The sequence below is a fragment of the Bacillus sp. FSL K6-1033 genome (assembly GCF_038630765.1).
Lineage (GTDB): Bacteria > Bacillota > Bacilli > Bacillales > Bacillaceae > Bacillus > Bacillus altitudinis.
In genome coordinates, this window is sequence record NZ_CP152041.1 from 3509470 (window position 1) to 3523084 (window position 13615).

Consider the following 13615-nt stretch of genomic DNA (forward strand, 5'->3'; position numbering starts at 1 on the left):
CTATTCTGAATCAGGTGCTGCTTCTGGCTTCCGGTTGGATAAGAGGACAAAAGGTAAATAGATGAAAACAGCGACAACAATACAGATGAGCTGTGTGATGACAGCCCCCATACTGCCAGCGGTAGACAGCCAAGCATTCACAATCGGAGGTGTCGTCCACGGCACCATCACCACCGCTTTCCCGGCAAAACCTGTAGCGGTTGCGATATAACCAATCGTACCTGTCACGAGTGGTGTAACGATAAACGGAATCGCCATCACAGGGTTCAGCATGACAGGTAATCCGAAAATAACTGGTTCATTGATGTTAAACAGTCCAGGTCCTGATGAAAGCTTGGCAATGCTACGCATCTCTTCCCTTCTACCCGCTATAAAAATGGCGATCAACAGACCAATCGTCACACCCGAACCACCAATGCTCATATACACATCCCAAAATGGCATCGTGATAATATTTGGAATCTCTTTGCCCTCTTGAAATGCTGTCATGTTCACTGCAATTGATCCTAATAACAGCGGCTCGCGAATCGGTTTAATCATTTGGTTGCCATGTATACCGATCACCCAGAAAAATTGAGCCACAAACATTAACGTTAAAATACCAGGCAGTCCCTGCACAACACTTTCAAGCGGACGCTGCACGACGTTATACACCGCTTCATGCAAATAAATGCCTGTCACACGGTGAAACGCAAACCCGAATGAACTAATGATTGTAATCGTAATAATTGATGGGAAAAGTGAAGAAAAAGACGTCGCCACATTTGATGGAACAGAATCTGGCATCTTAATTTGCAGCCACTTCACCTCGGTAAGCTTACAAAAGATCTCTACAGAGACGATGGCAATGATCATACCCAAAAATAAGCTTTTTGGATCGGAGAATTGCCTCGCTAGCACATCGACAACCTCACGCATCGATCCATCGACTTCAAGAAGAAGTGTCGTCGGAATAACGGATATAAATGAAATCAATGCCATTAATCCTGGGAATAATGATTTATGTCCATTGATTTTCCCAAGCTCAATCCCGATGAGGAAAACAGCCCCGATCGTTAAAAAGTTCAGCGTGGCATAATTGATTGCCTTCATAATTGGCTGAAGCTCTGCTAAAAACCTGAATATCTCAAAATGGGCAAGCCCCGTTTCCGGGCTCATGATCATATTTGCGACCAGTACAGCAAATGCCCCCGTAATGATGATTGGCATTAATGTGACAAATGCTTGCTTAATCGCCATAATATACTTCTGATTTGTAATACGATAAGCGACATGTCCCATGACGTCGGCCGCTCTCTCTTTAAAGCTCATGATCCGTCTCCCCCTTTACAAAAACTCGTGATCATCCTCCTTTTTGATGTTATTTTAAAAGCGCTTTCATTAACATCTAATCTTTTTCCTCACAGATGCGGAAATGGGTGTCCTTTTTTTTCATCTGGCTGTTCCAACACGTGCAGCGCCGCCGTCAGTTCTTCAAATGAAGCAGCTTTGATGATTTGCTCCACCACTTCCTTCTGCTCTGTCAAACGCACAAGAAATTGATAAAGTGACTGCAATTCTTTCTGATACGTCTTCTGTATACTTAACAAACAGACAACCTGTACCCGCTCTTCTCCCCACAGCACTGGTTTTCTCAACGTACAGATCGCACAAAACGTATCATCTGTTGCCGGTTTGATTGGGTGAGGGATCGCGACCAAATGACCGAACGACGTAGGTGACACTTCCTCTCTTTCCAGCAATAGCTGTTCAAAATCATCGGGGATTCGGTTTTGTTCCCGCAATACATTCACGAAAAATTGAAGAACCTCTTCCCTTGTTTGTAGATCTTGCTGAAAAAAAGTCATATTCGGACTGATATATCGCAAGACCCCCATTTCTTGTGACCCCTGCACAAATCGTTTCAGCCTCAACATATCGTCTTCACTGAGGATCGTATGTACATCAATCACTGGCACAGGTAGTGTGTTCTGAAGCGGGATGGTACTAATGATCAAATCGATACTTCTCAAGTCATACGACAAAAGGTCACTGACACTTGCAGTTCCAGCAATCTCTAGCCTTTCGCTAAAGGCGGCCTTCAGCTTATGGAGAAGAAGCTGACTGCTCGCGACACCCGTTGCACACACAATCAAGCATTTTTTTCTCACAGTCTGAGTTTTTGTCCGCTCTATGGCAGCACCAATATGCAGCGCCAAATATCCGATTTCATCTTCATGAATCTCTACATTCTCTTTTTCCTTCAGCCATCTTCCCATATAGACACCTGCTTCAAAGGCAATCGGATAATGCCTTTTTATGTCTGATAAATAGGGGTTACGGATGTTCATATCATATCGGAACCGATGAATCGCTGATCTCAGGTGAAGACTTAGTCCCACAATCAATTCCTTGTCTGTCTGAATATCAAGTGACATGTGCTCTTCAACATAACCAAGTAATTGGTGAGTTAAACGGAAATGCTCTTCATCAAGCATGTGAAATAGCGTGTGGCCCGTTTCTCCATACGCCATCATTTTTGCCCCCATTAAATGAATCGCAATATAGGCCATTTCAGATAATGGAAAATCTATACCGAGTACGTGACGCATATCTTCTGCCATTTGCCTCGCCACTTGAAAAGCGGGCTGTGTTTGAATGTCTTTGATTTCTCCTTCCGGCATCATCACCAATTTTTTCTCTTCAATTCGTTTGCACGCAATGGCGATATGTGTCACTAAGTTGCTTAAACCGATCTCTGAGACATGAAGGCCGCTTGCCTTTGTACGTGAACGCACCATATCTTGAATCAATTGATACGTTTCTTCAGGTAAAAGGGCAGGGTTCGGATGCTCCTGCTGAAACACATGCTCAGCTAGACAATACCTTAATTTCATCTCATCTCCAGTCAGCCTCAGTCCATATTTAGGACGGTGTGCAACAGAGAGTCCATGTAAAGAGAAAATATGCTTGACTGCTTTCAGGTCATTTTTCACAGTAGATTCACTCACAAATAATTCCTCGGCCAATTCATCTAATTTCATATAGTCTTCGGACAATAAAAGCCTTCTCAATAAATAAGAGATACGATCCTCCGGCTGATTTGGAATAACTTGATTCTTTTTTTCATTTCTTTCTCTCATTGAGTTTTTCAAAAAAGTACGAAATGCTCCATAATCTTCGACAGTCAATGTATACCCTGCTCCACGTTTCATATGAAGTGTTGCCCCATGTGCTTCTAATATTGATTTAAGCGCTTTCATATCTGTTCGAACTGTTCGTGATGTGACGCCTATCAGGCGTGCAATTTCTTCACCTGTCAGCTCCTGCTCTGCCTGCATTAACCGCCTCAACAGCTCCTCCTGACGTAGAGATAACATAGACTCCCCTCCCTTGGTCAATTACTTTTGCCTATCATCATAAACGAAAATAGAACTCTTTGCCCAGTTTTTCTTTCCGACCGGGAACTTTGTTATGGCTCAAACGTATGAATATGAAACAAGAGGAGGGATACATCATGTTTGTTATCATCATCATACTAGCTTCTTTAGGCGCCATTGCCGCCCACATGTTTACACCAAAAGATAAGCGATCATCTTCTAACCATTCTGCACATCACAGTTCAACAACCAGTAACTATACTGATTCGTATACACATCACGCTTCTGATGCCTCCTGCGGTGGTGATTCTGGTGGTAGCGGTGGATGTGACTAAACCAAAAAAACAGCCGCTTGTTCAGCCGGCTGTTTCGTTTATTTTATTAAAGAGCTTTCCAGCCCCGTTCAATTAAATGTTTGACATCCTTTGCAAAATCCTCGCCTTTTTCCATCACATCTTGGGCTCTTCCTGCAAAATTACTGGCGACAGCGAGTTCCATTTTTTTTAACTCAAAGTGCATAATTTTTTGGTCTATCTCCGTAATATAGGTTTCATACTCATTGTTCACAATGTCGTGCAGCACGTGATAGGCTTCTTTCCGATGACGGTGAAAGTCCGTTCCTCTCTCACCTTTCCATGACGAATCTAGAGCAGGCTTCTTGATTTCCTTTATGTCAGACTGCGCAAGATCTTGTTCTGTTCGAATATTACTTTTGGCTGTCTTTAACCGAGAGATCATTTCGTCAAATTCTGCACGTTTGTTTTCAATCCCCATATGCAGATGGTGCAGCATCTCGGATAAACTCATGTCATCCACCTCTATTAGACCTCATAAGAAAGCACGGCGTCAGCGTTTTTGAAACCGAGCAGATCATCTGCTTTTTCCAGTCCTGACATTTCTATCGTTCGCTTTCATTAAGTATAGTATAAGGCGAAAAGCCTTAGGCTTAAATAGGGAAAAGGTGTCCTTTTAACATGGTGTTTGGAAGAAAAACGGAATAATCCAAGGTCATAAATCCTGAATTATATATGAGTCTTTACGACTATATTTTACGTCGTACTCAGCTACGCTATCAATAAAACGATTGGGGCTTATGATTTTGCCGCAATCGCCTCATCCTGTTCTTTTAGTGTCTTCACATTTGAGCGTGTATCCTGAACGTTTTTGATCAAGGCTTCTTTAAAGCTTGAGACCATTTCGCCCACCTCTGCTTCACGTGCCGTCCATTTGGTTACAAATTCAAGGCTGTTTTCACCAACTTTATCTGCTGCTTTTTTCATTGTTAAAGCTTCAACTGCTTGGGAGACTTCATCTAGTTTATCCATCACTGTTTGGTAGTTTAACTTAATTTGTCCCATTATGATATCCTCCAGATTTGTTCAGCATGAAGCTCGCTTACAAGCTGCTCCATGCTTTTGAGATCAAGCGTTTTGCGTCTTCTACTGCGTCTTCTCCTTTTTCAGCCAAACGTGCGGCATCTCCAGCTAAAGAGCTGGCAAAGGATAAGGCAGCCTGCTCTGCTTCTAGTGTACTGATTTTGAATTCGATTCGGCTCACGTAGCGTGGGTATTTATCGCTTACGATCGTTTGCAGCGCATCATGCGCTTCATTTCGCTCTGATTTGAAATCTTGGCTCCGCTCACCTTTCCAAGAGGCCCCAAGCTTTGGCTGCTTGATTTGTTTTAGATCTGTTTCTGCCGCATCTTGTTCACGTTCAACCTTACTTTTTGCTTTTTTGAGTCGAGCAATTTTCTCTTCGATCTCTGCCTTTTTATTTGAAATGCCACCGTTAAGGGCAGACAGCATATCCGATAAGCTCATATGGGTTCCTCCTCCTGTCAAAAATAAAAACGCTGCTTAGAGTCCCTCTAAACGAGCGTAATGGTGAATCGCACTTTTTCCAATATTGTTATTATAAGGTTCAAAGACTCATGTTTGAATAGGGATTTGTGCCCTTTTTATGGTATAAATATGCTTTCAATCTGCTTCATACCACACCTTAAGCCCTCTTTTATAGGGGGTCAAAATACACAACCACCCCTCTGGAAACACACATAGTCTTACGGTCCTAGGACAAACAAAAGCCGCCCGGGGGAGGGGCGGCTTTTGCAGCGGCTTATGATGCCGATTCTTCTGAGTCTTGTTGATTTTTCACGTACCAAATGAATTTCCCTGTATATCCGTAGATGATGGCAAGACCAATGGCAACAAAGCTCAGCCACATAAATGGTAAATAAGAGAATGTCGAGACGCCTAGAATCCCTGCCATGTAAATTCCGTTATCTGACCACGGAACCATACCAGACGTCATTGTTCCACCGACTTCAGCGTTTCTAGATAGAACACGTCTGTCTATTTTCAATTTATCGTAGCTTTTTTCCATAATTTTCGGTGTAAGAATTAATGAAACGTACATCGCACAGCCGAAGATATTTGCGAAGAATGCAACAACAAGTGTAGATAGGGTTACATTTCCTGCATTATATAATTTCTTCTCGAAAGTAGCGACAATTACTTTTAAGACGCCGAGATATTCAAGAACGCCACCAAAACCAAGTCCGAGAATAATGACCACTAGAGATCCAAGCATATTCACAATACCGCCACGATTTAACAGCGTATTTAAGAAATCTACATCTGAATTAATAGAAAAGCCATTATAAGCTGTTCCAAGCGCATCTGCCGGGTTCATTCCTTGGAATGCCATTGCCCAGACTGCACCAAGAAGGGCACCAATAGCGATAACAGGCATTGAAGGTTTCTTAAATACGAGCAGTAATACAACCACTACTGCTGGGATGATCATCCAAATGTTGATTGTGAATGTATCATGAAGGGCATTTTTCAAAAATTCTACTTTACCTTGATCAATGTTGCGTCCGCCATACATAAAACCTGTAACCGTAAACATAATCGCTGTAATCACAAAGGCTGGTATGGATAAGACCATCATGGCTCTTACATGCGCCAGCACGTCCACTTTTGAAAGAGAGGAAGCGAGCACAGTACTATCAGATAAAGGAGATAATTTATCACCAAAATAAGCACCAGATAAAACAGCCCCAGCTACGATCGGTAATGGGATACCCAATCCTTCACCAATTGCGATCATCGCAATCCCTGCCGTTCCAACTGTACCCCAAGAGGTTCCTGTTGCAACGGACATAATCGCACAGATGACAAGTGTAGCTAATAAGAAGATATTAGGATGAATAAATTCCAGTCCGTAATAAATTAACGTGGGTACAACACCGCCGGCAATCCATGTACCAACAAGTGCACCTACTGCAATTAAGATTAAAACAGCCTCTAAACCATTCGATATCCCTTTTGTAATCGCATTTTGAAGGTCTTTGTATGAATGCCCTAAACGAATCCCTAAAGCAATGACCATAAACCATGAGATAAACAATGCGAGTTGAATATCTAGTTTGAAGTAAAGAGTGAATGATAAAACAATTGCTAAAAATAAGCCAAGTACAGACACGACTTCTAAAATAGACGGTAGACGTGGTGTTTTCATTTTGTTTCCTCCCTTTGTGCGTGCGTTAAGCGTTTTCAAAATATTGTGAAAAAAGTGTGTCAATTCGAAAGAAAGTGAATTGCCTGTTTTTCTCTATTTCACAGGCAATTACACATATTAATAAAATAAAATTTTTGATATTATTATCGCTCTAGGAGCTCTGCACCCGCAATACCAGGCTTTGTCATCTCGTAAGGATTCAAAATAATATCAAGTTCTTCTTCTGTTAACACATCATTTTGCAGGCAAAGATCTCTGATCGATTGTCCTGTTAAAATGGCTTCCCTTGCGATTCTAGCCGCGGCTTCATAGCCTAAGTGAGGGTTTACCGCAGTAATGACACCTGCACTTTTTTCGACATATTCTTTCAAACGTTTTTCATTTGCTTCGATGTCCGCTAAGCAGTGATCTGTGAATGAGCGGAATCCGTTATTCATTATACTAATAGATTGAAGCAAGTTAAAGACCAGAACAGGCTCCATCACATTTAACTCAAGCTGGCCTGCTTCAGAAGCAAGACAGATGGTGTGGTCGTTCCCAATGACCTGGAATGCGATTTGGTTAATGAGCTCTGCCATGACTGGATTGACTTTTCCAGGCATAATGGATGATCCCGGCTGACGGGCTGGCAATGCAATCTCAGCAAGACCTGCACGTGGGCCAGATGCCATTAAGCGAAGGTCATTCGCAATTTTAGACATGTTCATCATGCATACTTTTAAGGCAGCAGATACTTCTGTGTATGCATCTGTATTTTGCGTCGCATCTACGAGGTGCTCTGCGCCTACTAGTGGCAGTCCAGAAATATCAGCAAGCTTCTTCACGACGATTTCAATGTAGCGAGGATCTGCATTGAGGCCTGTCCCAACAGCTGTCGCACCCATATTTACTTCATATAAATGCTGTTTTGATTGGTTGATTCGTTTAATATCACGGCTGAGCACACGGCTGTATGCTTCAAACTCTTGTCCTAAACGGATCGGAACAGCGTCTTGTAAATGAGTACGCCCCATTTTGATGACATGATCGAATTCTTTTGCTTTCTTTTGAAATACGTCATGCATGGCCTGCATCGTCTCAAGTAAAATGTCTAACTGCTTGAGCACTGCAATATGGATCGCCGTTGGGAACGAATCATTTGTCGATTGTGACATGTTCACATGTGTGTTTGGACTTAAATGAATGTATTCGCCCTTTTGATGTCCCATGATCTCGAGGGCTCTGTTTCCAATGACCTCATTGGCATTCATATTCATAGACGTTCCTGCGCCGCCTTGAATCGGGTCTACGATGAAATATTCATGGAATTTGCCTTCAATGACTTCATCTGAAGCTTGAACGATCGCATTTCCAATTCCTTCATATAAACGTCCGACTTCCATGTTGGCTTGAGCTGCTGCTTTTTTGACAATGGCAAATGCTCGAATGAGTTCTTCATGCATGCGATATCCTGTAATCGGGAAATTCTCTTTTGCACGAAGCGTTTGAACACCATAATACACGTCTGCGGGAATTTCTTTTTCACCTAGAAAATCCTTCTCGTAACGATAAGTTGCTTGAACCATCTCGTATGACCTGCTTTCTATAGAATAGTTAAATCACTAAATCTTCTGCGATTGGCGTTTCCATAATCTTTTTCACTTCTCGTGGATCTGTTGTTTTACCTAATGCCCACATGAGCTTTGGCACGATAGCTTCTGTGTTCATGTTTCTTGAACGAGCAACCAGTTCTTGATTGATTTTACGTCCTACTTCATACACACTCATGTCTTCTCCTTCTTCGAGACACTGAGTGGTGATCACAACAGAAATGCCTTCTTCCAGCAATTCGTTGATTTTTTCTAAAAGGTTTCTTCCTTCGAAAGGAATTCCGCCGCTGCCGTAGCTTTCAATGACGACTCCTTTGTACAACCCTTTGATTGAATCTAAAAACTCAGGCTTCAGTCCTGGATGCAGTTTTAGTAAACAAACGTCTGTGTTCAAGGATGCATCTAATTTAAGCGGTTTCATTGATGATCTTTTTACTTTGCTATTGTATTCAATTTGATGATTTTCAATCGATGCAATATATGGGTAGTTAATACTTTCAAATGCATCGTAGCTTTTCGTTCTTAGTTTGATTGCGCGAGTTCCTTGAATGACTCTGCCATCAAACACGACGTATACGCCGCCAACACCGTCACATGCAAAACGAATCGCATCTGTAATGTTTTTCTTCGCATCTGTTTTCTTAAACGTAATCGGGATTTGTGACCCTGTAATGACAATTGGCTTATCAGGATTTTGCAGCATATACGATAGTGCTGCTGATGTATAGGCCATTGTGTCTGTTCCATGAGTGACGACAAATCCGTCATATTGATCATAATTTTCATAAATGGCTGTTGCGATATCAACCCAGTATTCAGGCTGCATATTGGTACTATCTATACTCATTAGGGACTTTGTGTCCATTGTGTAGTCTGCATTAATTTCGTTTAAATAGCTTAAAAGGTCCTCAGCTTTAACACCTGGAGCTAAACCATTTTCACTTTCTACAGATGCAATCGTCCCACCAGTGGTTAAAAGCAATAATTTCTTCAACAGGTCCACCTCTTTCAGTAAAATTACTTCGTTTGTCACACATATTATAAGCCAGCTTGTGCTATTCTATAATATACGCTTTACGCGTACCTTCATTGCCATTATAGTCACATAACGCGAATTAATCAAGAAATTATTACGCATAACGCGTACACTCTTTGTCAAAATATGATATACTGTTGTTGTATATAAAGGAGCGTTCATGTATGATACTCGATCGTTTAACCACCCTTAGAAAAAAGAAAAAATGGTCTCTCCAGCATACGGCAGATCGCCTAGGTATCGCCAAAAGCACCTATGCCGGTTACGAATCTGGGTACCGACGACCTTCGCTTGAAGCAGTGAAACTGCTGGCTGATTTGTATGATACGTCCATTGATTTTTTACTTGGTAGAACGGACGAGCCAGAGATACAACGCAAAATCTCTGATATCAAAATTGAGCTGACGGAAGCAAAAGAAGGAACCATCCATGTAGACGGCGTTCCACTAACAGATGAAGAAATTAAACAGCTTGTTGCCTTTATTCGGGCGAAAAACACTCTGAAAGTATAAACAACACAAAAAAGAGAGGTCCCTGTCATAGAGGGACCTCTCTTTTTCTGCTTACGACAGCTCACTTAATTCCTCTAACCGCCGCTTCGCTTCTTCTTTATTAAAGGAACTATAATAGCGATAATTCTCATCATCTAAGATGCGGTAATGCTGGCTTAGTACATTCTGCTGAAGACGAAACGTACCTTTTTTCACAGACGTCCGCCACCAAACCTTTCCGCCAATCGTACGTTCAACAGATAAATGCAATTCATCGTGGGCGACGACTTCCAAAATCTCAAGCGGATCATCCCCAAGTGTCCCTTTTAAAATGTCACTATCCCTGAATAATGCACAAACGGCCGCAGATTGCGTCCAGTTGAGGCGAAGTCGATTCTTTTCTACCTGCTGCAAATGCCGTTTGGATAGCCCAAGCACCTCAGCCATGCGGTCCTGTGTATAGTCTTTTTCTTTTCGAATTCGTGCCATTTGTTCTGTGACGAGGTCAATTACCATTTCTTTGTCCATCTCTCATCACCTCTTGATTGTTCAGTCTTTACTGACATCATACACGATTTCTTAAAAAAAGTGGCGTCTCACCTCATGGAATGATGGCGAAAACATCTATTGATTCTGCTTTTCACCATGACCATGCTGCTGTATCCAATTCTCTTGGGCGGTCTCATGTAAATATGGATAAATGTTTTGTTTCACCGTTTGCTCAAATACTTCTTCATCTAAAATACTGTACGCCGGAATCTTGATCAATTTCCCATCAATTTTCCGAATGAGCACATCCATGAACAGAAATCCCCTGATACTGTAACGATGCCTGCGCATATCAATAGATTGTATGTCTTGAAAAGGGATTGTTTGTTGCCGGTATAAAACAGCGCCATTCTCTCCACGCTGAATGCGAAAAATCACATTTCCCCTCTTCGTAAAAGCCGGAAGAATCATCAAAAAAGAGATCCACCCATAGACAATGCCTAATAATCCGCCTAAAAATAAAAACAACGTATAATTCGATTCAAATGTAAGAGCTTCTGAAAATAACCAAATACCGATGATGCCAAACCCGCCCGTTGCTAAGAATGCCCATACTCTTAGAAAGGGTCTGCTCCTCACTTCTATTACTTCACTTGGATTCAAGCGCCATTCTCCTTTTCTCCATTAGAATATAGAACGTAATCCGTCCCTATGAGCCGTCTCTATCCGAAATTCATTTTCCTTCATGCCCGACACTAGCCAAGAATGCTTCTGCCCCGGAATAACAAATATCATAGACTCTACATCCGGCGTATTATTTTTATCATAAGTGACCTTCATCAAAGAATCCATTTTTCCTTTTCTGACTCTTACATCAGAAACAAATGCCCGCACAAGCTCTTGGTTCTCTTCTTTATTTAGAAAAGAAGGGCAATCATCATTCCCTTGACTGGCTTGTTCTAACAGCTGTTCAAATTCTTCCCCCTGCAAATTGATGACTGGTGTGAGGCGATCACTCATGTGTATGTTCAAAAAGGTTGTCACTTGCTCCACAGTCTGCTGATCGTCTTTTAGTTTGTGAATCTGATGCACTTGTTGATCATAAAGCGTATGGTGTGAATACACACCTGCCTGAGTCGTATGAAAGGACGTACTGACCTCTTCATCTAATGCACCAAACCTTGAAGCTTTCACGGTATGTGATGCATCGTTCATGGCTTGAATGAAATGCCGGTATTTTTCTTTATAACGGTATTGTCTATTTCGAAATTCTAGCACGTCTTTTGCCAGCAAAGAGCGACATGCAATTTCAAATAAAAATCCAAGACGTTCATCCTCTACATCTGGATAATAGGCTTCCTTTAAAGACATCCCTTGCTCAAAATAGCCTTCACTGTAAAAACTAAAGATGAGTTCCTCGATACTTAGACTTAGCTGATCCAACTTGATCTCTCCTTATCCAAAAGAAAATGCGCCCTTCAAGAAATCACCTGCACCTTTCAACAGCGAATCTGCGGTTTCTTTTGTTTTTTCTATTCCTTTATGTATCACCTGATTTGCTTGATCAATGGTGTCATTGACTGCTTTAACACCTTGACCTGCCAGTTCAAATGCTTTTTTTCCTTTATCGACAACCGCATGAATTGGGTCTTTTAATTTCACTGCGACCTGTTCTGCAAAACCAGAAGTAAGCTTGGCGACTTTTTCACCAATAAAGCCACCTACTGCTGATCCTATCGCACCGCCAACGACTGTTCCAATCGGTCCTGCAAAGCTTCCAAGAGCGCCGCCCACAACGGCACCTGCAACAGATCCGCCTGCAATAAAGACCGTATTATTCACTGCATTTCCAACAGCCTTTGCATTTTCACGCTTGAGAACTTCTGGCTGATCCCCAAATTCCGCATAGTTCTCCGCAATTTTCAGACCGCAGCCAACCGTTTCTGTTGCACCCGTGACGACCGTTGCAATGATGGCATTTCCTTTCGCAAACCTTGCACCATTTTTCAGAACAGACTTGATGCCAGCCGTGTCCTTCCAATTGATACTTCCTTTTGTGAAATCACGTACACTGTTCGTGAACGCAACTGTATCGCTAGGATAAAATTTCGTAAATTTCTTATGGACCAGGTCAGCCATCGACCAATTGGATCGTTTTAATAATTCTTTTTTACTCAGCCAAATCCTTGCCAACCGGTCAAATCTCGTTCCTTCTACCCGTCCGGTCACATCAAGAAGGAGCTTTGAATGCTGCGCAGCATAGCGGCCATTTTCTTTAATAAAGGTCGTCATGCCAAGTCCATAGTATTTTGCCTGCATCATCACAATACCAGCTAGGCTCGTGAGTGTACCATATTGATCATACAGACTGTACATTTTCCTTAAAATATCATCAGCTTCGACCATTTTATCCGTTGCATGACGAATGGCAATGTCGTCACTGCTCAATTTGCTCATTAAGGCTTGTCCAGAACCCCATGCATCTCCTACTCCAGAAAAACAGCTTCGATAACGGGGATCACAGCCTAGGATGAGGCCATCCAGTTCACTATGTAAATCGCGGTGCTTTGTTTCGATGGCCGAAAGCTCTCCTACAAAATCATTCGCCAGCCCTGTCAGCTGATCTGGATCTACTACAATGTCACGCGCCATCACATCATCTCCCTTCTCGGTTTCTTTCTCTCCGTTCTTCTCGCCTTTTTCGCTCAAGCTCTTCCATTCTGGCGATTTCAGCTTTACGTTCCTCGATTTTGACAGCAGCATCCCGCAGTTCCTGACTTGTTTCAAGCAAGTCCTTTTCAAATTGATCATAGCGTGCCACTGTTTCCTCAAAGCTTTGATCAAATTTATCTCTTGCTTCCCCTTGCCAGCCTGATCCAACTGCCTTCAGCCGATTCTCAAGCAGCTGCTTCGACTGCCGAATGCCATCAGCTGCTTCCTGGAACTTTTGAGCGAGTGCAAGTGTTTGACTAGAATCCAACTTTCGCACCCCTTTCTCCCAAATTAACGTACAAATGGATGATTTTATATGTCCTCATTATAAATAAAAAGACACCCAAAAAAATCACCCTAAAGAACCATTCAGCACATCGCAAAATAAAAGTAGGTCTTTTTCCTCTCTAATTGTC

The 13615-nt window shown here is 42.2% G+C and carries 15 protein-coding genes; 2 read left to right on the plus strand and 13 right to left on the minus strand.

Annotation, left to right across the window (positions count from 1 at the left end; genetic code table 11):
* Positions 1 to 1311 (minus strand): PTS transporter subunit EIIC, encoded by a 1311-nt coding sequence (locus tag MHH31_RS18040; protein ID WP_024719533.1) that lies wholly within the window; start codon positions 1309 to 1311, stop codon positions 1 to 3.
* Between the two features lie 89 nt (positions 1312 to 1400).
* Positions 1401 to 3359 (minus strand): BglG family transcription antiterminator, encoded by a 1959-nt coding sequence (locus MHH31_RS18045; RefSeq protein ID WP_342495066.1) that lies wholly within the window; start codon positions 3357 to 3359, stop codon positions 1401 to 1403.
* A gap of 137 nt (positions 3360 to 3496) precedes the next feature.
* Between MHH31_RS18045 and MHH31_RS18050 the strand changes: the two genes are divergently transcribed.
* Entirely contained in the window at positions 3497 to 3694 is a 198-nt protein-coding gene (locus MHH31_RS18050; RefSeq protein WP_282746112.1) for a hypothetical protein, read from the plus strand.
* 46 nt (positions 3695 to 3740) lie between these two features.
* On the opposite strand, the gene MHH31_RS18055 is transcribed toward MHH31_RS18050, so the two are convergent.
* From MHH31_RS18055 to MHH31_RS18080, 6 genes are all read right to left on the minus strand, one after another.
* The gene (locus tag MHH31_RS18055) at positions 3741 to 4166 is read right to left on the minus strand and encodes a DUF5082 family protein (RefSeq protein ID WP_007497950.1); all 426 of its coding nucleotides are present in this window, start codon (positions 4164 to 4166) and stop codon (positions 3741 to 3743) included.
* 284 nt (positions 4167 to 4450) lie between these two features.
* Positions 4451 to 4717, minus strand: a complete 267-nt coding sequence (locus tag MHH31_RS18060; protein WP_159145243.1) for a YwqI/YxiC family protein — start codon at positions 4715 to 4717, stop codon at positions 4451 to 4453.
* A 37-nt stretch (positions 4718 to 4754) separates the two neighbouring features.
* Positions 4755 to 5180 (minus strand): DUF5082 family protein, encoded by a 426-nt coding sequence (locus MHH31_RS18065; protein ID WP_008345637.1) that lies wholly within the window; start codon positions 5178 to 5180, stop codon positions 4755 to 4757.
* Between the two features lie 295 nt (positions 5181 to 5475).
* Positions 5476 to 6882 (minus strand): Na+/H+ antiporter NhaC, encoded by a 1407-nt coding sequence (gene nhaC / locus MHH31_RS18070; protein WP_100324617.1) that lies wholly within the window; start codon positions 6880 to 6882, stop codon positions 5476 to 5478.
* Between the two features lie 143 nt (positions 6883 to 7025).
* On the minus strand, positions 7026 to 8447 hold the full coding sequence (aspA, locus tag MHH31_RS18075; protein WP_017368335.1) for an aspartate ammonia-lyase: 1422 nt from the start codon (positions 8445 to 8447) through the stop codon (positions 7026 to 7028).
* 28 nt (positions 8448 to 8475) lie between these two features.
* Positions 8476 to 9465 (minus strand): asparaginase, encoded by a 990-nt coding sequence (locus MHH31_RS18080; RefSeq protein ID WP_017358664.1) that lies wholly within the window; start codon positions 9463 to 9465, stop codon positions 8476 to 8478.
* A 206-nt stretch (positions 9466 to 9671) separates the two neighbouring features.
* Here MHH31_RS18080 and MHH31_RS18085 point away from each other — a divergent pair, with 206 nt between their 5' ends.
* Positions 9672 to 10019: a helix-turn-helix transcriptional regulator gene (locus MHH31_RS18085; RefSeq protein WP_017368336.1), complete on the plus strand. Its 348-nt coding sequence runs from the start codon at positions 9672 to 9674 to the stop codon at positions 10017 to 10019.
* A 51-nt stretch (positions 10020 to 10070) separates the two neighbouring features.
* Here MHH31_RS18085 and MHH31_RS18090 read toward each other — a convergent pair whose 3' ends face one another.
* From MHH31_RS18090 to MHH31_RS18110, 5 genes are all read right to left on the minus strand, one after another.
* Complete coding sequence (locus tag MHH31_RS18090) at positions 10071 to 10526, minus strand: helix-turn-helix transcriptional regulator (protein WP_017368337.1); 456 nt, start codon at positions 10524 to 10526, stop codon at positions 10071 to 10073.
* 96 nt (positions 10527 to 10622) lie between these two features.
* Complete coding sequence (locus tag MHH31_RS18095; RefSeq protein ID WP_047947320.1) at positions 10623 to 11150, minus strand: YfjD family protein; 528 nt, start codon at positions 11148 to 11150, stop codon at positions 10623 to 10625.
* A gap of 21 nt (positions 11151 to 11171) precedes the next feature.
* The gene (locus tag MHH31_RS18100) at positions 11172 to 11930 is read right to left on the minus strand and encodes a hypothetical protein (RefSeq protein ID WP_342495067.1); all 759 of its coding nucleotides are present in this window, start codon (positions 11928 to 11930) and stop codon (positions 11172 to 11174) included.
* A 12-nt stretch (positions 11931 to 11942) separates the two neighbouring features.
* The gene (locus tag MHH31_RS18105; protein WP_056704056.1) at positions 11943 to 13139 is read right to left on the minus strand and encodes a glycine zipper domain-containing protein; all 1197 of its coding nucleotides are present in this window, start codon (positions 13137 to 13139) and stop codon (positions 11943 to 11945) included.
* Between the two features lie 4 nt (positions 13140 to 13143).
* Entirely contained in the window at positions 13144 to 13467 is a 324-nt protein-coding gene (locus MHH31_RS18110) for a WXG100 family type VII secretion target (protein ID WP_017358661.1), read from the minus strand.
* Positions 13468 to 13615 lie beyond the last annotated feature (148 nt).

What these genes read in the sequence shown, in the direction of transcription:
- MHH31_RS18040 (WP_024719533.1), bottom strand. Translation starts at nt 1,311, where the DNA reads ATGAGCTTTAAAGAGAGAGCGGCCGACGTCATGGGACATGTCGCTTAT.
- MHH31_RS18045 (WP_342495066.1), bottom strand. Translation starts at nt 3,359, where the DNA reads ATGTTATCTCTACGTCAGGAGGAGCTGTTGAGGCGGTTAATGCAGGCA.
- MHH31_RS18050 (WP_282746112.1), top strand. Translation starts at nt 3,497, where the DNA reads ATGTTTGTTATCATCATCATACTAGCTTCTTTAGGCGCCATTGCCGCC.
- MHH31_RS18055 (WP_007497950.1), bottom strand. Translation starts at nt 4,166, where the DNA reads ATGAGTTTATCCGAGATGCTGCACCATCTGCATATGGGGATTGAAAAC.
- MHH31_RS18060 (WP_159145243.1), bottom strand. Translation starts at nt 4,717, where the DNA reads ATGGGACAAATTAAGTTAAACTACCAAACAGTGATGGATAAACTAGAT.
- MHH31_RS18065 (WP_008345637.1), bottom strand. Translation starts at nt 5,180, where the DNA reads ATGAGCTTATCGGATATGCTGTCTGCCCTTAACGGTGGCATTTCAAAT.
- nhaC (WP_100324617.1), bottom strand. Translation starts at nt 6,882, where the DNA reads ATGAAAACACCACGTCTACCGTCTATTTTAGAAGTCGTGTCTGTACTT.
- aspA (WP_017368335.1), bottom strand. Translation starts at nt 8,447, where the DNA reads ATGGTTCAAGCAACTTATCGTTACGAGAAGGATTTTCTAGGTGAAAAA.
- MHH31_RS18085 (WP_017368336.1), top strand. Translation starts at nt 9,672, where the DNA reads ATGATACTCGATCGTTTAACCACCCTTAGAAAAAAGAAAAAATGGTCT.
- MHH31_RS18090 (WP_017368337.1), bottom strand. Translation starts at nt 10,526, where the DNA reads ATGGACAAAGAAATGGTAATTGACCTCGTCACAGAACAAATGGCACGA.
- MHH31_RS18105 (WP_056704056.1), bottom strand. Translation starts at nt 13,139, where the DNA reads ATGGCGCGTGACATTGTAGTAGATCCAGATCAGCTGACAGGGCTGGCG.